This is a genomic window from Chryseobacterium takakiae (assembly GCF_900129385.1).
In the GTDB taxonomy this organism is placed as follows: Bacteria; Bacteroidota; Bacteroidia; order Flavobacteriales; family Weeksellaceae; genus Chryseobacterium; species Chryseobacterium takakiae.
Genome location: NZ_FQVO01000007.1, coordinates 15,655 through 36,626, shown reverse-complemented (window position 1 = coordinate 36,626; position 20,972 = coordinate 15,655). Strand labels below are relative to the sequence as shown.

The 20,972-nt window shown below is 38.7% G+C and carries 15 protein-coding genes; all 15 read right to left on the bottom strand.

The annotated features are described in order from the left end of the window. Nucleotides 1-89: 89 nt before the first annotated feature. The gene (locus BUA76_RS10225) at nucleotides 90-476 is read right to left on the bottom strand and encodes a hypothetical protein (RefSeq protein WP_072884717.1); all 387 of its coding nucleotides are present in this window, start codon (nucleotides 474-476) and stop codon (nucleotides 90-92) included. A 17-nt stretch (nucleotides 477-493) separates the two neighbouring features. Further along, a complete protein-coding gene (locus BUA76_RS10220; protein WP_072884716.1) occupies nucleotides 494-823 on the bottom strand; it encodes a hypothetical protein in 330 nt (109 codons plus the stop codon). 28 nt (nucleotides 824-851) lie between these two features. Then, the gene (locus BUA76_RS10215) at nucleotides 852-1,250 is read right to left on the bottom strand and encodes an immunity 22 family protein (protein WP_072884715.1); all 399 of its coding nucleotides are present in this window, start codon (nucleotides 1,248-1,250) and stop codon (nucleotides 852-854) included. A gap of 431 nt (nucleotides 1,251-1,681) precedes the next feature. After that, entirely contained in the window at nucleotides 1,682-2,239 is a 558-nt protein-coding gene (locus BUA76_RS10205) for a YdeI/OmpD-associated family protein (protein WP_072884713.1), read from the bottom strand. 136 nt (nucleotides 2,240-2,375) lie between these two features. Beyond that, on the bottom strand, nucleotides 2,376-2,726 hold the full coding sequence (locus BUA76_RS10200) for an immunity 51 family protein (protein ID WP_072884712.1): 351 nt from the start codon (nucleotides 2,724-2,726) through the stop codon (nucleotides 2,376-2,378). A gap of 102 nt (nucleotides 2,727-2,828) precedes the next feature. Next, the gene (locus BUA76_RS10195; protein ID WP_072884711.1) at nucleotides 2,829-3,431 is read right to left on the bottom strand and encodes a hypothetical protein; all 603 of its coding nucleotides are present in this window, start codon (nucleotides 3,429-3,431) and stop codon (nucleotides 2,829-2,831) included. A 9-nt stretch (nucleotides 3,432-3,440) separates the two neighbouring features. Further along, the gene (locus BUA76_RS10190) at nucleotides 3,441-8,153 is read right to left on the bottom strand and encodes an RHS repeat-associated core domain-containing protein (protein WP_083573210.1); all 4,713 of its coding nucleotides are present in this window, start codon (nucleotides 8,151-8,153) and stop codon (nucleotides 3,441-3,443) included. Between the two features lie 137 nt (nucleotides 8,154-8,290). Continuing rightward, nucleotides 8,291-9,550 carry a tetratricopeptide repeat protein gene (locus tag BUA76_RS10185; RefSeq protein WP_072884710.1) on the bottom strand — a complete coding sequence of 420 codons (1,260 nt, stop codon included), beginning with the start codon at nucleotides 9,548-9,550 and terminating at the stop codon, nucleotides 8,291-8,293. Nucleotides 9,551-9,561: 11 nt separating this feature from the next. After that, complete coding sequence (locus BUA76_RS10180) at nucleotides 9,562-11,724, bottom strand: type VI secretion system Vgr family protein (protein WP_072884861.1); 2,163 nt, start codon at nucleotides 11,722-11,724, stop codon at nucleotides 9,562-9,564. 210 nt (nucleotides 11,725-11,934) lie between these two features. Beyond that, entirely contained in the window at nucleotides 11,935-12,345 is a 411-nt protein-coding gene (gene tssD / locus BUA76_RS10175; RefSeq protein WP_083573209.1) for a type VI secretion system tube protein TssD, read from the bottom strand. 379 nt (nucleotides 12,346-12,724) lie between these two features. Further along, complete coding sequence (locus BUA76_RS10170) at nucleotides 12,725-13,801, bottom strand: DUF2931 family protein (RefSeq protein ID WP_072884708.1); 1,077 nt, start codon at nucleotides 13,799-13,801, stop codon at nucleotides 12,725-12,727. Next, complete coding sequence (locus BUA76_RS10165; protein WP_072884707.1) at nucleotides 13,794-15,425, bottom strand: T6SS phospholipase effector Tle1-like catalytic domain-containing protein; 1,632 nt, start codon at nucleotides 15,423-15,425, stop codon at nucleotides 13,794-13,796. The genes BUA76_RS10170 and BUA76_RS10165 overlap by 8 nt, the downstream gene beginning before the upstream one ends. 2 nt (nucleotides 15,426-15,427) lie before the next feature. Further along, nucleotides 15,428-17,365 (bottom strand): type VI secretion system Vgr family protein, encoded by a 1,938-nt coding sequence (locus BUA76_RS10160; protein ID WP_072884706.1) that lies wholly within the window; start codon nucleotides 17,363-17,365, stop codon nucleotides 15,428-15,430. A 42-nt stretch (nucleotides 17,366-17,407) separates the two neighbouring features. Beyond that, nucleotides 17,408-18,280: a lytic transglycosylase domain-containing protein gene (locus tag BUA76_RS10155; protein ID WP_072884705.1), complete on the bottom strand. Its 873-nt coding sequence runs from the start codon at nucleotides 18,278-18,280 to the stop codon at nucleotides 17,408-17,410. Between the two features lie 45 nt (nucleotides 18,281-18,325). Next, on the bottom strand, nucleotides 18,326-20,821 hold the full coding sequence (locus BUA76_RS10150; RefSeq protein WP_072884704.1) for an ATP-dependent Clp protease ATP-binding subunit: 2,496 nt from the start codon (nucleotides 20,819-20,821) through the stop codon (nucleotides 18,326-18,328). Nucleotides 20,822-20,972: the final 151 nt, after the last annotated feature.

Sequence of the window (20,972 nt, the reverse complement as noted above, 5' to 3'; positions counted from 1 at the left end):
AACAACAATATTGATAGTGAGCAGCTTTTTAGAAACCATGATTTAATTAAGATAATACTAAGATAAGTTTAAATTGTTTCATGGTTTAGTTATTTTGTAATCCTGATAATAGCCAGATCATCGGTAGGCTTCATTCCGTAATGATGCTCCAACCGTTTTAGTTTCAGGGAAAGCATTTCTTCGGAATCCATATTTTCTGTATCTATCAGGAGATAATTAATAGGATCCATTTTCTCATTGTGAGAGGTCTTTTTAACGGTTGTAAAAGAAGAAATTCCATCTGTTGCAATGGAAACATCTTTCATCTGATTGAAAAATATTTTCTGAGTCTGATTGTTGTACCAGTCGTCAAGATTATCTTTTAGGTGATAAGCAAGATAATCAGGTTTATTATCTCTTTCAAATTCAGTAATTTTCCCATTGATACAAATCAAACCATCACCGATGTTTAGAATGATTCCTTCATCTGTTTTCATATCATAAAGAAGAAGAATTAACGTTGTAAGAAGCTCTTTTCATCTAGCATCAGATGATTTTTAAGAACAATGATTTCTTTAACAAGTTCTTTTACAATAGTTTCAAGTTCTCCTTCGAGATCCTCTTTATGATTGGGTTCATATAATTCTTTATACCCTTTTTCAATACTTATTTTCCGTAAAATCTTGCCGAACAAAGCAGATGCAAACTGACTTTCCATGGCTGTTGAACATCCGTCCATGACCGCACACAAAATTTTATTGCTTCCAATTTTCTTTGTGATCAGGAAGTCTTCGCAATGATTGAGATGGTAATCACCGATCTGCAGAACGGAATTAATATTCATGGCTTAGTATAAAATTAAGTTTAATCTTTTAAGCACTAAATTCAATCCCGCCGACATACGTTAGAGAGAAAAAGTCATTTTCTACGGAAACGGGTTTCGGAACCTGGCCTTTGTTAAGGAAAATAATGGCATTGACTTCGAATTTCAGATTGATTTCATTGAGCCTGTTCACCAATATCGGGAGCCATTGTTCGGCAAAGGAATACGCGGCAAATTTTTCATAAATGGTCCTGTTGCCGTCTTCAAAGCCATATTCTACGAAATCATGATCGAGCCAAACTACATTCTGTGAAGCGGCAAATTTTGAAATATGGGTATCATCAGATTCTTCTAAGAGATAATAATTTTCATCTTCTTCCACAAAATCATAAAAATCTTCTTCACTGTTGAAATTTCCTACCCAAAAATCTAATGTGTCTGTATGCATTGTTATTTTGTTATTTAAAGCTTCAAAGTTAGGATATTTAATATAATCTGAATGATAAAATAAATATGCTTAAAAAATAATACAGCATTGAAGCACTAAGAAATAAAGTACCAAATATAACATTAAAGGTAAAATACCCACGAATAATCGGAATGTTTTCCAAAACGGAATTGATTCCGTAAAGCATTAAAAAATACCCTGGAATTAAAAAATTCATCAATACCAAAAAGAAACAGTTCTGCAATACTTCATCATAGAAGAAACCGGGAGTTATTATAATAATGTAAAGACTTAATATCATCGAAACAGCAAAAATTATGGTTAAATATATTTTTAACTTCAATTGCTTATTTTCCCTCCTAAAAAACAGAAAATAATGAAAATTTGATACTCCAAGTAAGACTGCCGTAAAAATTAAAATTTCCTGCATATTACATAACTCTCTTCCCCGATTCGCTTTCCTTAATCGTCTTTTCCAGTCTTGACAATCTTGTTTTTTCCTGTTTGGCAATCATGATCCAGTGCAGCATTACTTTTTTGTAAGACGGCGCCTGACTGTTGAAAAATTCCCATGCTTTTTTATTGGCTTTAAACTGTTTTTCAAATTCCGGACTCAATGAAGCGGTTTCATTTTCATGAGAGTAAATCCCTGATTTTTCTTCTTTCCTGAGCCGAAAAGCTTTTTGCCCGGCTTCTGTCATAAGGCCTGCTTTCGTAAGTTCTTCCATTTTTTTGATATTGACTGCGCTCCAGATGCTTGTGGGTTTTCTCGGTGTGAAACGGATACTGTAGCTTTCTTCATTAATCGATCTTCTCACGCCGTCGATCCACCCGAAGCACAAGGCCTGATCTACCGATTCCGGCCACGTCATGGATGGTTTCCGGGTTCCGACTTTGTAAAATCCGACAAGCAGCTCTTTTCCCGACTGATGGTTTTCTTCAAGCCATTTTCTGAATTCCTGCGGCGTGGAAAAAAAGGTAGGTTTCATTTTTTAAACTTTCATCTAAAATACTTATTTTTCTTATCATGGGTTGGAAAAGTTTCGGGGGCGGGAGCTTCGCTCCCGCCCCCGAAACTTTTTATTATTTTAAATAAAAAAAGACCTCATCGAGGCCTTTTTCTTTTTAATCTATTTCTGCTTTCAGGAAGAGATCCTGAATCTGTATATCATCTTCACAGGTTTTTTTAAAGTCTGTCACAAATTCTTTTAAGCGTTCCGGATTGTTGGAGTACGCACAGAACATGTCAGCTTCCGGATCAAATTTAATTTCATCTGCAAGATCGGGCCTTTTTTCTTCTACGAAAACTTTCGCCAGCGAAGCCCAATCGTATCCATTGCCTTCGAAACCTTCATCTTTGCGCCACTCGAAAATTTCGGGTTTGTAGGTTCCTGCATTTAAACATACTGAAAAAGTCTTTTCTGAGGCTACCCAATAGAAGGGTTTGATTGCCGTTTCAAAATTGTACGCTTCCATACTTTATTATTTTTAAATGATATTAAAGATAATAAATTTTGAGCACCGATGCTATTTTATAACATTTATTAACTTTTATCTGAGTGTATCCATTATTTAAAATCAGATTTTTTTTGCAATATCAGAATAATGTTTTTTTCCGTATTCATTATTGGCTTCTTCAGATTTTTTAATAAAATATTCTTTTGCATCGCTTTTATACTTATCCGGAATTTCGTTAAAAAACAGATCCATAATAACCTCGAAAGAACTTTGTGCAACTTTTTTAGGTGCCATTTCCTTTACATCCATAAAGTATTTCCAAGGATCGCTGTAAGCGTTGAAATGTGACATACGTGGCAGAAATACAGCGACATAAGGGCCAACATTCTTCCTGTATGCATTCTCTACCATAAAGTCATAAATTTCTTCAGTTTCCGGGAGATTGTAACGCTGCATCATGTTCCCGATCGCAGAAATGATGAGAACGGTAAGTTTGGCGTTATCTTTATAACTGCTGTATATATCTAAAAGAGTTTTAGCAAAATGCGGATCATTAAAAAGATCATTATAATAAACTGAAACTTCCAGTCTTGGTGTTTTTTCAAATTCTTTTATTAATAAAAAAATTTCTTCTTCATCCAGCTTTTTCCAATTTTCTATTTTTTCTTTAAGCTGATTAATATTTTCAATATTTTTCCTGATCTTTTGAGGTATATTACTCATATATAATCGTTATTTACATTCAACTTTAAATTTGCCATTGCTTTCAACAGCTTTAGTTTCAGCTTTATTCATAATATCATTTATGTCTGCCAGAGAATAGAATTTTCTACCTGGTTTTAGATTTCCCGGATCATAAGAATGGTAAAAACCTCCGTCCAGTCTTCTTTTATTCAATAAATTTAAGCTTTTATGGTGAAACAGCGCAGATCCTTCAATATTTCTCGAAGCAATTCTTCCATTGAGATTATCAACATATTTTACTTCATCAAATATTTTACCGTCGCGGGCATGTTCCATAAAGCGTTCCTGAACTGCTCTTTCCGTAATTCCTTCATATACCAGAGTTCCATTATTGAATAACTGGTAGAATGCGTCAAGCCCGAAAATATCTACCCAGATATTGCTGTCAAAAACAAAAGCATACAGATTGGGGTTTTTACCTTTGAGGCCTATCGGATCTTTACTGATGTAATTTCCGCTTTTACTGTCATAAAACCTGAACCGGTTATAATACAATCCGTCTGTTTCAATATCTTCATACTGGCCAAGCTGGCGAAACGGAATAAAATATTTATCTCCTTTGATAACTTCCGGCTGTCCAAATATATCATACTCAACATGCCAGATCACATCTCCGTTTTGAGCATATGCCTGTACCGGCCTTCCTATATAATCCGAAACAATGCTATACAAACAGCCGTTTTCTATTTTAGCAGAAGGGACAAAGGTTCCTGTTTCATAAATCCATGTTATTACGTTTTCGGCCTTTTCTTCACTTTTGACGATATTACCGTTATCATCAACCAACGTTTTGGGTTTTTCATCAATATCATAACTCCATTCATGAAGAAGCACATTACCATCCCAGATATAACGGGTAATCTTTTTGTTCCCGGCTTTCGAAATTCTTCTTCCCAATGCATCATATTCGAAATGTATTTCCTTTCCATCCGGACGTTTTATTTTTTCCAGCAGGCCTGCTGCATTCCAGAAGTAGGCCCAATCCCCAGGTTTCCATTCCTGACTCTGGACGTCTCCCTGAAAATCTTCCCTGACATCCGGCAGCATTTTTTCATCCTTCAGTTTGGGTTCTTTCAGCCAATCCTCCCCAATGGGCCTGTAGTAAGGATAATTAAGGTTTTGTTCTTGTTCACGATCTGATTTGATATTATTAACCGGTCTTTTACTTTTCAGCAATAAATTTCCTTCTTCATCGTAATGATAAAACCAGTTCTTGTCCCTCATTAACTTTCCTCCTTTGTCATAAATACGGTCGGTTTGTTTTGCACTTTCATATATGCAGCCTGTTTCATCCGGATTTTTGTACTGAATTTCCCCATTCGAAAATTCTGCAGCCATGAGACTTCCAAAAATATCATAATCAAATCTTGTCCTGCCGCCTGTCACACGGTCTAAAACCTGAAATAAGCGATTTCCGGCAGCCCAGTGATACTCTTTATGAAAAGCAATATTGGTTTTATTAATTGTCACTTTCTGACTCATCGGCATTCCCGTATGATCAAAATCGAGAATACTTTCCACGCCACCAGTCATCTCACGGGTAAGCAATTTTTCGTTCTCCGAAATATTGAGGTTCATTTTCCAGGGCTGGTAAGTATCTGCTGTTGCTGCTTTCAGAGTTTTCAGCTGACCGATTTCATTGTAAGAATAATCGATTTGCGCTCCTAAACTGCTCTTTAATCCCACCAGGTTTCCACCATCATCATATTCGTAATAAATGGAATGATCGCCCTGCTTTTCATTAATCACCCATCCTAATTTATTCCTTTGGAAAGTTACACTGCTGTTTTCGTTGTCTGCTTTTATCAGCATACCGGCACTGTCGTACTGATATGCTTTCCAGGTTCCGTCAGGATAATGTGCTTGTGTTAACCTTTTCGCCAGATCATATTCATAAAAGATATATTTACCGTCCGGATTTTTTGTCTGAGTGACCAGCCCGTCCTTATCTCTCATGAAGAACTTCTGCTGCCCGTCGAAGTCGGTTTCACAAATAATTTCATCATTATTATTTCTTTCAAAACGATATACCTCTCCTTTCTCATTGGTAATAGTCATGAGGTTTTCATAAGCATTGTATCCAAACATTAAAGTTTCTTCTTTTTTTAAAGTCAAAGCATTTCTCCGCACCTGGCGTTTCAGGCTTCCCAACGGAGTGTAACTCATGAGCCACTCTGCTTTACCATCTGTAGCGTAAACCGGAAGATCGTAAGCATCATAATGAATTTTTAACGGCAGTTGGCCCTGCTCATTTACTTCAATAACGCGCCCCATTTTATCTCTTTTCCAAATAGTCCTGTTCAGCGGTTGAGTGCTAAAAGTAAGCAGTCTTCCGTACTCATCATATTTCCAGTATTGCTCACTGCCAATATTGTTGCTTTGTTTTGTTACCTGATTTTTGCTGTTGTATTCGTAATAAGTTTCTACTTCACCTTTTTTACTGCTTTCAGGAAGCTTTTCATTATTTGAGTACTGGTAAACAATTGTTTCTTCTGCCGGATCAGTATATTTTATAAGCCTTCCTTCTTCATCATACATCCAGGTTTCCGAAGTTCCCGCAGGAGAAAACCTTGCAATAACCTGCCCGAATTCATTATACTGATAATGATACTCTTCACCATCCGAAGTATGAAAAATTTTAATATTGCCAAATTCATCATATGTATATCCCTGAACTCTTCCTTCGGGCGTTCCCGTCATTTTCAATTCATGATGTGAGGTATAATCGTACCAGGTTTCACCTCCTTCACCGTCAATCTGTCTGTATACCAGAAAATCTTCATCGTAATCATATCTTTCGGTTTTATTATTCTGCCTTGGATAGATAACTTCAGTGTATCTTTCTTCGTCATTATAGTTTAAAAAACCTTCCATAAAACCTCCGGAACCTTTTGTATGAATAACCCTGTCTTTTTTATCATATTCCCAATGATAGCTCATCCCGTTTCTGTTGGTTCTCCGGATTACCCTGTTTTGCTCATCATATTCAAAAACAATTGCTTTCTTATGAATATCCCAGACATGAGTAAGATTTCCGTGTTCATCATAATTATAAACAACCTGCAAATCTTTCCGGTTTTTATAGCAATAATAAACTCCCGTAATTTTTTTGAGTTCAGGATGAATAACGGTTTCGATGCTAAATCCGCTTTTAACATCTCTGATACTTTTTAAAACAATATTTCTGCTTTCATAATCATACTCGCGGATAGTTCCGTCGCCGTATTCAATTTGGATTACTTTAAAAACACTTCCTTCAGCAGCATGATTAAAACGTTTGTAAGTATAGAGATCCATTCCTTTTCTAATAATCCATGTGTTATCATCCGGGCGGTACTGCCAGATTTTCTGACTTCTATAGTAATTTAATTCCTCCGTTACCGGCGGCACGGGAATAGGCATGGGCTGCAATTCTTCAGGATGAATCCAGGCTGCAACATGGTCTTCCTCATCAGGAACAATATAAAGATCGTGGGCATTAAATATTCCATTTCCTAAAATTCCCTGCTTAAAAGGCCTGTCACTGTACCATACATTATTCCATTCCAAAGGTGTTCCCGCTTCAATCTTAAAATCATTCCATTCAAACAACATCGCCCCGGAAGCAAAATTTACCGGTTCCAGTCCGACTTTACACAATGCTTTTGAAACAGGGTTATTTTTCCCGAATTTCCCTTGCAGAAAATGGTTGAATTTTACAGTTGCTTTACCCAGCTTTTTGGTAAGACCTCTCATTAAAGCCATTCCTGCAAAGCGCATCAGCATTTCACCCGGTGTATAGACATGCGGAACAAATGTTCCTCCAACAAGGACCGGTGCTCCGGTATTAATCTGAATGTATAAGCTTGAGAAATTATTGTAAAATGCGAAATAGGCTAAAGGATTTTTTTTAGGCTTATCCGGCATAGCGGGAAGCATGGTCATTCCGAAAGGTAATCCCATACAGGTAAGAACCTGCTGCGGCTGGTTCCCGCTCATTTTACTTCCCTGACCCAAAACAGTTTGGGCTCCGTAATACACTTCACCTTCGTGCGGTGCTTCCTGGAGAAACGGAATCATATACACCGGAATGAGAGAAGTAATATGCCTGAATGGTATTACAACTCCCATGACACTGGTTGTGGTGGTCGCTTTATGTCTTCCGTGAACATATATGGAGCCTCCCATTGGAATACTTTCCGGAAGGTCCGGCTTTAAATTTCTGATAAACTGCGGGATCGGGATGGTAAACTGAATATAATCCATCACATCAAATACAATTCCGATGAAAGGATGCGGCAGCGGCAGCGGGATGAGCATAAAAGACGGAGGCGGCGGAATCAATGTCCAGTGGATATCAATAGCCAGGACAATATCAAAATGTTTGCTGGTGTGCTGAACTGCGGTTGGCGTAATGGCCGGTGAATTAACCTTAATCAATTTCACCTTGCTTTGCGGGGTTGCATTTTCTACGGTAACGGAAGTTTCTCCGCTACTGCCGGTTCCTCCGGATTGCGGTTGTCCGTTTCCTTTTCCTGCTGCTGAACTGACCATTGAAACAGGATTCAGGGATTCGAAATTATTTTTCATCCCGTTTTTCCAGCCTTGTGTAGTCTTTTCTTTGCTGAATGAGGTAACATCCGCATTGATTTTCCACGACCGGTCCGGATTCATATCTGGCTTTGGAACCTTAATCTTTTTTATTTTATTGTGATCTGCCATGATATTGTGATTTGGTTTTTATAATTTACCGCAGAACTTTAGTTTTTAATAAAAAATCAAAATAGATTTCCTTTAAAGCATTGAAATTATAATTGTAAACTTCTTAGCTAAATTTTAATGGTGAAATTTGATTCTAGTTAATCATATTTCGGTTTTTCCACACTGACTTTCCAGTCTTTGCCAAAATAATTTGTCATTTCATGATCCAATGCCGTCATCTTTTCTGTGTCTCCTTCATATTTGATAAACAGCATGGAGGCTACAAATTTAAGGCTGCTTGATTCCCTCGCTGCAGGATTCATAAGCTTTGCTATCTCAAGGCATTTTTCAAAATAACGAATCATCTTATCTCTGGTAAGAACGGTGTCATTTAAGGTTCCGATAATTCTGTAACATTCAATGGCCATCGCATGTTCTGCTATTTTCAAGGCTGTTTCCGCTGCTTTTTCAAATGCTTTTTCGGCTTTTGCTTTTTTAGAATTTCCCAGGCAGTAACTTCCGTAGTTCATATACATCTGGATTTCCAATGGAGAACCGGGTTCTACTTCTTCAAATATTTTCCGGAATGTATCTTCCGCTTTCTCTTTTTTCCTGTCGGCCACGTAAGTCTGGGTCAGCATAAAATAGGCGGAAATTACAGCTTGTTTATTATTCTGCTCCCGGGCCAGTTTTACCGCTTTACCCAACGCAAATTCTGCTTCACGAAATCTTCCTTTACTCAGATGATTGCTCGCGATAAGGATCTGCTGCTGAAAATCCGTATCTGCACTGTTTTTCTTTCGGTTGGTATGGGCGGCTGTGTTCTGCATTAACTGATGAATATCAACCTCCACTCTGAATCGGTAGGCTGAGAGATTTTCCGGAAGGGTTTTGTAGGTATGATGTTCTGCCCAAACCAGTTTGATCTCTTTTATTCCCGATTTTTCACAAAGGCTGCACCAGTCTTTTATCCATAATGACAGTTCATCAATATCACTGATTCTTACAGGAGCGATATACAAAAAGATCTGTGAATCTTTAATTGCTGGAAATTTATTTTTTAAATCCAATAAAGGATAAAAAGCTTTGTATGCATCTGTTTTAAAATGCTGATCTGAACCCGTAATTTCCCATTCCGGAATATTTTCCTGGCTTTTCTCAAGCATTTCATAATATTCTTTCCATTCTTCCCATAAACCCTGCCCGAAAGAATTCATTCCGTTAAATTCCTGATAGTGCAGAAGGAAAATATCTTCACCATCATAATCTTCAGATAAGCGTGACTTTATAAATCCGTCAAAAAGATCGGTTTCATGTTTTTCGCCTAAAGCAATCAACATGGGTTTATCCGGATTACTTTTAATAACCTGATGCCATTTTCTTTTTAGTTTAACCAATTCCAAATCTACCGGGTTCATAAAGCTTCCGTTTAATTCAGTTTTACCGTTCCGCTGACAATGTTGGTTTCGCTACCGCCGCCGATATTGATTTTGGCACTGCTGAGGTTGGCCTCTGTTTTAGCACCCATAGAAAGTGTAGTCGTACCTACATCCAATGTTGTAGCTTCGATGCCAATTCCTGAAGTGGGGTTTCCGCCTTCCGGACCGACTCCTATTCCGACACTAGCTGTGCCTCCTACTCCGATATTATCTCCCTGAACAAAAATTTCCTTCCCTTTGATCATGATATTTCCATCTTTGTCCATGACAATAGAACTGCTTGCACAAGTGAGCGCAATAGACACTTTACTGTCGATGCTGATATTTCCGGCTCCATCCAGGGAAACCGTATTCTGGTCTTTATCCCTTACGGTCATACCTCCGCCGTCATCCAAGCTTATGATATGCCCGCTTTTACTGCTTAAACTTTTCACGTTATTTCCTGCGCCACCGCCGCCGCCAACTCCTCCGTGAAACATTCCGCCCATGACGAAAGGCCTGTCAGGATGCTGGTGTGCAAAATTTACGACTACCTGATCTCCTACTTCCGGAATAGCCATAAAGCCCCGGTTTTTGCTTACTTTTTCACTGCCACCGCCGTCGGGAGTCATCACACGGATAAATTCTGTTGTTGAGGATCCGCTTTGCCAGTCAAATTGTACCTGCACTCTTCCCTGATTCAGCGGATCGGTATTGGAGACAACTTTAGCAAACTGTGCATCTGCTTTCGGAAACTGAAATTCCGGACGTGGTATAAACCCTGTATCGGAGGCTATTGCATCAAATGTTCCTGTGTAATATCCTCTTGCATCAACTTCATGGTATACTTCGGTAATCATTAATTTGGTGAAATAGGAAGTTTCATTACTATCGGTTTTTCGCATTTCAATATCTGCAACACATCCCGGATATAAAAAGGGAACCGTGGTTGTCCCGGAAGTAACAAACACATCCGAGGCTTTGCTTCCGGCCGTACCTTTTTGTGAGGTTTCCACGTCCATAAAAGAAACCGCCTTTATAGGAGCTACTCTTAATGAAGGAGTAGTGAACGTCTTTTCCGAAATTTCATAAGCGCGTTTTGCAATATCCGAAGTATGGGTAATTTTAGAGCTTCCGGCAGCCAGCTTTTCATTCTTACTGCTGTTGTAGCCGTAGAAACTTGGATTAACGTGCTGTGCTTTCATTCTTATTTTAACATCATTCACGCTGCTTCCGTAGGTAAGCTTTACCGGCTGTTCCTGAGGAGGGAGTTTTCCGAAATGGAGCACTTCTCCATCATAATAAAACTGTTCTCCGTAAGCCTCAGCTATTCTTGCCAGATAATTGTAATGTGTTTCTTCATATTGTGAGCTGTAGGGAATATTACCATGCTGAGCATCAACCCTGAAATCAAATTTTCCGTTTCCAAGTCCTTCTTTAATCACCTGATCGGCAATGCTGTTCAGACTAATTTCCTGCACACCTCCAAAACTCTGAATATGTGATGCGGCATCCAAAAGAATGGTAGGACTGTAACCTTTTAATACAATATTTCCCAGGCTTCCTCTTTCCTGACTGAATCCTACTTCTGTAATAACGCCTATAAAACTTCTTTCAGGGCCGTCTTCAAGATCTTTATATTTGAAAGTAACCGTAATTCTTTTTCCTAAAAAGTTTTGTGCTTCTTCAAGATTGTGGTTTTCGGCATTTCCCAGTGTATCATGAGACAGCATTAAATTAAATTCATGATGCTTTACTGCACTTTGTTTAAGGCTGAAATGTTTGAAATGTTTTACCGGTTTACCCTCTACAACAATGTCAAGTTTTACAACACGGTTTATTCCCTGGATCTGGCTTCCAGGGATTGCATTAGCATTGTGGATTTTTGAAGTAGGCTGCTGAGACCATACCTTATTTTCTACCAGAGTAGGAGTATTAGGCTGCAGCTTTTGGTTAAGAAGCATTCCGGAATTGGGATTGTTCTGCACAAAGCCGTTGTAGGCTTGTAACCGGGACATTTTTTGTGTATCAGGAGCTTTCGTTTCCTCGCCAATCTTTTCAGAAGCCTGGTTTATCAACTGGTTTTCAGTTGCTTTTTTAACAGCATCTGCAGAGGGTAAGGAAGTACTTTTACCGGATGAAGGCATTTTCGGTGGATGATCATCTTGAAACATGGCCTTAATATTTTGGTTGATGTTGTGTTTTATTTTAAAAATGCTAAAATTTACCTGAAAATGCATCAAATAAATTCTTTCATATCGTTTGTTATGATATGCAGACAGTCATGAAATAATTTTCTTCAGAAAAGAAAAAACAGAATAGCTACTCCTACGAGCTGAGCTATTCTGTAACCAATTTTATTTTTACTAAGATGATTGTAGGGATTAGTTACCGCTGCTTGGCCAAAGACCCTCGTATTTAGAATTTCCGTAGTCGATTGTTTCGGCACTTACCACGAAACTGATCAGCATACTGTTTTCGTCTACGGCATCAAAGTCCACTTCATGCTGAATAACATATCCGTTTTCCCAGCTTAAAGTAATAAGCGTACCTTCTTCGTGGGATTTGTTGAAGGTGATTTCACCTGTTGTAGGCTTGTATTTTCCGTTCAGTAAGCTTTCAAGAATGTCTGATTTTTCAGTGGCTTCCACTGTAACTTTAATCAATGCGTTTGATGGGTCTGAAGCTACTCTACCAGATACGTCTGTTGATCTTGAAACGCTGTAGTTCAGCTTTAATAATTTTTGACCTTCGCCTCCGTTGAATTTTAAAATTCCTCTTGAATTTGTTGCCATGATTTGTAAATTTTAATCGTTAATAATATTTTGTGATTTGGTTGGTTTTGTTGATTTGTTGATTCAAAGATAGATCACAATTTTTAATTCCGAAAGTTTTGTAATATTAATTTTATTTTTTGTCGTAATTCTACGATTTGATGTCGTAATTCTACTACAAATGAAATAAAAACAGACACAATTATTTAAAAATCAAAACTTTAATCCTATAATGTGTCTAGTAATTTAAAATATCATTACACAAAAACGGGAAATATTAAGATTTATTTATGGTAATTTAAACTAGCTTTAACATATGGACAACAAAAAATCCGGCAGTGAATTTTGACCTGCCGGATCTTATAATGTCCGAGTTATTTTAAGATTGAACTCCGTATCATCAATATGATTCCTTAAAAGTAAGATCACTTGGATAAATTCTTGTACTGTCTACAGAAACCTTCTGCTCATTGATCATGATTTCCATATTAGTATTGTCTGGCGCTACCTTAATATTAAGTTTAAAATCTTTCCCGGATTTTTCCAGTACTTCGTTGGCATTTTCCCAGTTAAAAAATACACGTCCTTCATAAGCCTGTCCTTTTCCTGTTTCCCAGAAGAAAGTGATTTCTTTAGGAACAGCTCTTTCTTTCATTGGTGGCTTCAGTACCCATGGACGGAGCATAATTTCCCTTTCGCCATTGTAATATTCCGATTGTATTTTAAATAAACGGAAATCTTTATTTCCTGAGATAATATTTGGACTCCAAAAATATCTTTTCTGATAATCTTTCCATTCTTTAGATGAAACATCAGGGATAAACATATTTTTTTTGATCTCTTCCCGCGTCTGCGAAATTTTAGAAAACAGCTTATCAGCGTATTTTTTGTCGTCTTTTACCACCTCGGCCTGAAATTCACCGAGCTGTACCGAAACATATCCGAATTTAATCCATACAACAACCATCCCTTTGGGAGCAAATCCAAATACGAGGGTTCCGAATTTATAATAAGCCATTCCTGCTTTATTATATTTTTCGTTATAATCAGGCTCTTCTTTGATGTTAATAAACTCTTTTAACGGCTCATCGGAAGAGTCGGATTCGTTGTTGGCATAGGCTCGTTGGATCAAATCCAGCACTTTATCCTTCGGAAAATCTGCTTTAAGATGATAAAAAGCATCTTCATATCTGGAGAAGTACACAATATCTGCGCCAATAGGCGTTCCCGACTGTTCCGTAAAACCTTTCCCCGAATCTCCCCATGTTCCGGATGAACTTCCGTACGGCAAACCGGCCGGAATACCTTCCAGTGTTATGATCTTGTCTTCAACAGGGGTGATCAGATAGTTGTTCCACGGGTGTGAAATCTGTACATCATACGTTGGCATAGGCATATCATCTTTTTTCTTCATATCCTGACAGTTCATCAGCTGGAGCATTCCCAGAGCGATTATAAGAGCTTTCCATTTATCCATTTAATATATATCTTTTACGTTCTGCTGCTGTTTTCGGTCCCGAAAATCTCGGTCCCATACCGAATGAATCTCGGTTGGCAGACCAATGTAAATAGACATTCCTCAGTTTTTTAATATCTATCCCGGAATCCAGGTAAGAATAACTTCCTGCACGGCTTATGTATTCTCCTGCCGAAGGGTGCTTTCCTGCATTATATTCTTTCACATACTGATTCCTTAAATTATTGCAGGAAGCGATATATTTTGCAGTAAGCTTGTTGCTGACATCTGCAATAAAACCATCTTTAATCTGATGATCTGCCACCAAGCCTTCAACATATTTTACCTCAAGCTGTTTTGAGTAATAAAACATATTATGAAGTGATACCTTATCGTATTCATTCGATACTTTTTTTCTTCTTCCCCACAATTTATATTTTATGGTTGCGGTACGGGATGGAATGATTCCGGATTCAATAGTGATTTCTTCAGGGTTATACCATCCTTCCTCAATCAATATATTCCTGAACCTTTCACATTCACTTCTGGAATTAATTTCTTCATGCAATAAAACATCTTCTTTATCATTATTTACATACCCTCCGCCGATATCTGAGTGCACCCCGGGCAGAGTAAGCTGTAATCCCCTGATTCCCGCACTGTCTATATTGGTAAGGCTGAAATTGTCACGATACTCATCGGATGAGGCGAGCTGCAACACAAAAGATGCATTTCTCACGGCATTTAGCCCAAGCTGTTTGGAATCGTCATCAATAATGCTGAATCCGAATAATGAAGTACCCTTATGATTGACTCCAAATGAGGCAACAGTATCATAAAGTCCAACAAAATTAAACCGTACCGTATTAACCTTCAGCTTCTGCTGAATAAGACAGGCTCCGAAATATCCATACTTAAGCAATGGAAAATCGGGTTCGTTGACAATAACATATTGATTAGGCTTCGGTTCGGCATCCGATTTTTCGTAATCTTCCGGCGGATATACAAGGATTTGTTTATCTGAAATTTTCTGTGAATTGACGGCAGTACCGGCAATATGCAAAAAATGGCGGGCCGCAGCCGCTCCCCTGCTGAACCCATAAACATTCACCGTGAGGACATCAATTTTTTTGCCCTGGAATTTTTTTTGAATTGCCTCCGCTCCTTTTACGCAGCCTTTTGTCGCTTTGGCTTTTACTCCTCTGGCACTTATTCCCATCCCCGCGCCTCGCACCGGCAATCCTAATGTATCATTATCAGATTTATGATCTACCGTACCGATTCCTTCAACATAATAAGCAACCTGATTCTGTGCATTCGGGTCGATACAATCGTACCCTCTGGCCACATTACTGAAGTCATTGGCATAGCTTCCTTTTGGCTTATCCTGTCTTGCGCCGGCCTGTGTGTTTGTTTTGTTGTTAAGTGTTCCGTCAAAAAAAAGATTCAGCGTTACATCGATAGTACTGACAGGTTTGTCATTAGGATTGATTTTCTGAGCGGGATTGTAGCTTACCCCTGTTTCTCTTCCTTTTTGCTCCACCGAAACCGAGCTGCTGTGATTGATACCTTCTTTAGCATAGGCTCTGTAATTCCCCCCTGTCTGGGTGACTGTTTTGCCCTCTACAAAATATTCGATGCTCATGACTAATAATTTTTAGATTTCTCTCCGCTATTATTCTGAACTTCTTTTTCCGAATGATGTTCCACTTTTCCTTCGCTGCTTACCTGAATACCTTTCATTGAAGTAAGCTTATGATCTTTCTCTCCATACACTTCCATATCTCCTTTTACGTAATGGCTCATTTTTCCAACGACATTCGTCATGAAATCTGCACCGGTGGAAAGATATTTCATGGATCCCACGCTTTCGGTATGATTGACCATAATCGTATCAGATTTATTCATTCCCACAGTGGTGGTCATATTCATTCCGACATTGATATTCATGTTTTTACAATTCAATGTCATGGTTTCCGGAGCGGTAATGGTGATATTGCTTCCTGTTGTGTCGAGATGGATCTCATTTCCTGATTTATCGGTAATAATAATGCTTTCATCTTCGGTAAAAACAATTCGGTGCCCGCTTCTGGTTTGGATTGATTTGACTCTGTTGTCTGCGCCCCCTCCAAGTCCGACACCACCATGAAACATTCCTCCCATCACGAAAGGTCTGTCGGGATGACTGTGTACGAAGTTTACCATCACCTGATCTCCTACTTCAGGAATAGCCACATAACCTCTGTTCTGGGTAATCTTATCCGTTCCCCCGGCATCAGGACTCATCATCCTGATAAAATGGGTAGTATCGCTGTTTTGCCAGTCGAATCTTACCTGCACTCTTCCCTGTCCTTCCGGATCCGCATTGGAAATTACGGTTGCAATCTGTGGTTCTGCTTTAGGAACTTTAAATTCAGGTTTGGGTAAAAATCCTGTATCGGAAGCAATTCCTTCAAAATTTCCCGTATAATGCCCTCTCGTATCTACTTCATGAGAGACTTCCGTCACCATGATTCTTGTAAAATATGAGGATTCATTGGTATCAATTTTACGCATCTGAACATCTACTACACAGCCGGGATGAAGAAAAGGAACCGTTGTATTTCCCGATAAAGAAAATACATTGACCGCCTGACTTCCGGAGGTGCTTTTTTGTGAGTATTCCACATCAAGATGTGTTGATGCTTTAATAGGAGCCACCTGAAGTGCAGGAGTTTTATAAATTTTTTCATTGTGGGCATAGGCTGTTTTGGCTAAATCTCCCACATGCTGAACCGGTGTGTCCCCAGATTTGAGCTTTTCATTCTTACTGCTGTTGTAGCCGTAAAACTGAGGTTTTGTGTGAACTGCCTTTAATTCAACCTTTATATCATTTGCGCTGCTTCCATATGTTAATTTTATCGGTTTATTCTGAGGCGGCAGCTTGCCGAAATGAAGTACTTCGCCATCATAATAAAACTGTTCGCCGTATGCTTCAGCCATTCTCGCCAGATAATTATAATGTGTTTCGTCATACTGACTGCTGTAAACAATCTGCGAATAGTCATTGGTATCAACTCTCACATCGAAACGGCTGGAATCGATTCCCTGTCTGATGACTTCATTGGCGATAATTCCCATATTCACGGGAGACGCTCCTCCAAAACTTTGAATATGCGGCGCACCATCCAATAAAATGGTTGGACTGTAGCCTGTTAAAACAATATTTCCCAAGCTCATTCTTTCCTGGCTGAAGCCGACACCGGTAATTACTCCTACAAATGTTCTTTCCGGGCTGTTATCAATATCTTTGTAGGAAATAACAACGGTAAGCCGCTTTCCTAAAAATTTATTGGCTTCTTCAAGAGTATGCGTCTGGCGGTCGCCAAGTGCGTCATGAGCCAATGTAAGACTGAACTCATGATGTCTTCTCGTACTTTGTGTAAGTTTAAAGTGTTTGTAATATTTAATAACTTTTCCTTCGATAACAAGAGAAAGTTTTACAAGCCTGTTGATTCCTGCATGATGATTCTCCGAAATTCCGTCAGCATTCTGCGATGGCCGGAATGAAGGGCTTTTAAGTATATTTTCAGATTCTGTTTTCATAGTACCTGTGATTTGTAAGGTTAAAGATTATCGTCTGTGTTCTTACTGTTTGGTGTTGGGTGTGTAAGTTTCCTTTACTGATCTCGAAAGGATTTTGTTTTTCTTTAATAAAAAATCCGGCATGATATCTTTCGGCAGATAAAGAGTTCCTTCTCCTTTATTCTGAAGATCTTCTGAAATCCCGGGATTCCAGGTGAGAAGCCTGTTGAGGTCCAGATCCAGTTCATCTGCAATGACATGTAAATTAAATCCTGCGTTGATATCTGTTTCAGCCAGCTGCTCATTGTTTTTTCCGCTTCCGCCGTTCACAAAAAAAACGGTATTCATTCTGGAAGAATTGTAATTACTCAAAACGCTTTGCAGCTCTCCGGTAGCATAGCAGGCGTTCAGGTATTTTTTTACATGATTGATGGTTTCTTCCGGTAAAAATTTATAAAATATATGATATTGTGATGAGTTGGCTGCAGTCATAGCTTTTGCAATATTTCCCTCACCACAATTATAAGCAGCAACTACCGTTATCCAGTTGTTGTATTTTTTATATAGTTTGGTAAGTGAAATGACTGCGGTTTTCGTGCTTTTGTAAAGGTCATTTCTGTTCTGCTGGGTAAGACCATACTGGTTGGCATGTGAAGTCATAAACTGCCAGACACCTACCGCACCTGCTCCCGAAGTAATATTCCTGTTGAAATGCGATTCAATTAAAGCAAGATTTCTGAGGTGTTTCGGAAGACCCTTCTGAGCTAGAGAATATTCTATAAATCCAACGATTTCCTTATTGGAACTGATGATACTCTTATATTTTCTCACACTATTCTCAGAGGTATCTGAGGCAGCAAGAAACTGTGCATTCATAACGTGCGAACACAACAGCAGGATTCCTGTGAGGATAATATTGTTGAGATTTGGTTTCATATACTTATTTAACGTAAATAGGGAATTTAACGTATATCTTTTTGTTTAATCTACTTTCCAGGTTAATTTTTCTTCTTCTGTATTCCAGTCTACGTGAATCGTCTGCCCCGCTTTCACTTCTTCCCTAACAATCATTTTAGAAATAGGCCTTGCGAGCTGAGATCTGATTACTCCCGAAATCTGCCTTGCACCATATTTACTGCTGAATCCTCCCAATGCAAGATTTTTCACGGCTTCATCTGAAATTTTCAAGGTCATTCCCAATCTTGTTAATGAGGTGTGAAGTGATTTTAACTGAATATTAAAAATTCTTTCAGCAATTGATTCGGTGATTGGTGCAAAAGGAATAATTTCTGTAATCCTTGCTAAAAATTCCGGTCTGAAACGTCCCGAATTAGACATAATCTGCATTAAAGAAGATGATTCCGGAACTTTGCCTTCCTCAAACTGCTTTACAATTTCGTCACTTCCGATATTCGAAGTAAATAATATCAAGGCATTGCTGAAATCTCCTTCTTTCCCTAATTTATCATGTACTTTTCCTTCATCCATAATTTGTAAGAAGACATCAAAAACCGAATGATGCGCTTTTTCAATTTCATCAAATAAAACCACGGTATAAGGCTGCTGCCTGATTTTATTCACCAGCATTCCCCCTTCTTCGTACCCGACATATCCAGGAGGCGCACCGTAAAGAAGCGCTGCCGAATGTTCTTCTTTAAATTCCGACATATCAAAGCGTACCATCGCTTTTTCATCATTGAAAAGAAGCTCGGCCATTGATTTTGCCAGCTCTGTTTTTCCGGTTCCGGTAGGTCCGAGAAGGAAGAAAGAACCAATTGGCTGTCCCGGTTTATTCAATCCGCTTCGGTTTTCCACAATAGCATCAGAAAGGATTTTCAGCGCATGATCCTGTCCCACAACTCTGTTCATCAGTAAAGATTCCATATTCAGAAGCTTTTCTTTTTCCTGTGCCTGAATTTTTCCGATCGGAATATTGGTTTTCGCAGCCATTACAGCTGCGAGTTCGAGACGGTCTACTTTCTCTCTTTTTCTGGCGGCATGCTGCAACAGTTCCGCATAGGTGTCTTCAATGGTTTTCTGTATCTGCTCTACCGGCATTGAATTGTCTATTTGCGGCTGTTCGCTGAGCGATCCCCACAAAATCGGGCTGATTTTATCCCTCAGTAAATTGTAGGTCCAGATCAGTTCATCTGCTTTATCCTTTTCATCAAAAAATTCTTCATTAAGAATTTCATCATATCTGCTTTTCCAGCTTTCCAGTTCTTTTTCCGAAAGCTCATCAAGCATTTTGATAGCAGCCATAGTTCTGTCAAGCAGATCAATAGCCGCATCCGGTAATTTTTTACCTTTCGCATATCTCTTGGCAAGACGCACACATTCCGGAAGCGCCGTTTTTTCAACTTCAATTCCGTGGTGTTTTTTATAGCCTTCGAGCAGAACATCGATCATTTTAACGCAGGTTTTCTCATCCGGTTCATGTACCGTAAGTACTTCGAATCTTCTGTTAAAAGCCTGTTCAGGTTCTATAATTTTCCTGTATTCTTCCTGAGTGGTAGCGCCAATTACGGTGATTTCCCCTCTTGCGAGCTCCGGCTTTAGTAAATTAGCAACATTCCCAATACTGCCTTTCGGATCCAGGAGCGTATGAATTTCATCGATAAAAAGAATGGCTTTCTCTATCTTTTTGCACTCGTTGATTACTTTTTTTAGACGGTCTTCAATTTCACCTTTGTACGAAGTTCCGGCTAGTAAAGCGCCGGTATCAAGTTCAAGCAAAGTTCCGTTTTTAAGCATGTCCGGAACATTTCCTTTTGTAATTTCGATCGCAAACCCTTCTACAAGTGCGGTTTTCCCTACTCCTGGTTCACCAATGATGATAACATTCGGTTTGCTTCTCCTGCAAAGAATTTCCACCAGCATTCTAAGCTCTTTATCTCGTCCGATAATATTTTCAATTTCTCCCTTTCTGGCCTGCGCTGTGCGGTCGACACAATAATTTTTAATGGAAGGAAATGAATTATCTGAATAATCTGAACCATTTGAAAACAGAGAAGAAAATTCATGATTTCCTGAATTTTCGTAGGGCGTATCTTTCCGGTAAAGATTGAAAATTTCATGCTCTCTGAGCGGCAGTGATTTCAGCTGCTGCAATGAAAAAGCCACCTGGGGTTTTACAATTGCTGTCAGAATGCAAATTGGTGTGATCTCATCCAGACCAAGCTTCAAACGGATATCATCCGCTTCTTCTACGATTGTATCTACTGATTCATCTTCTTTTACCTCATCCGGAAGATGGGTTGTTTTGGGATAATCTTCGATTCGTACATCTGCCCATTCGTAGAAATACCCGGGATCTTTATCAATGCTTTTCAGAAAATCCGAAATGCCGATATCTTTATGCATTAATGCCTGAAGAATATGCGGTCCGCCGTAGGTTCCGTTATAATTTTCTTTCGCGATAGACTGTGCGATATGAAATAGCTGTTTTACTGTATCATTGGTTACTAGTACTCCCATTTCGATTTTTTTCTCAGATTAATATTTTGTTTTGGTGTGGTAATTTCATCGGTCATATTTCGCTAAACAGCAGCAAAAATTAATCCATAACCTCCTGAAAATTTTACCTTTCTACTAATATATCAGTTTTTTTTGAGAGTAAAAAACATAT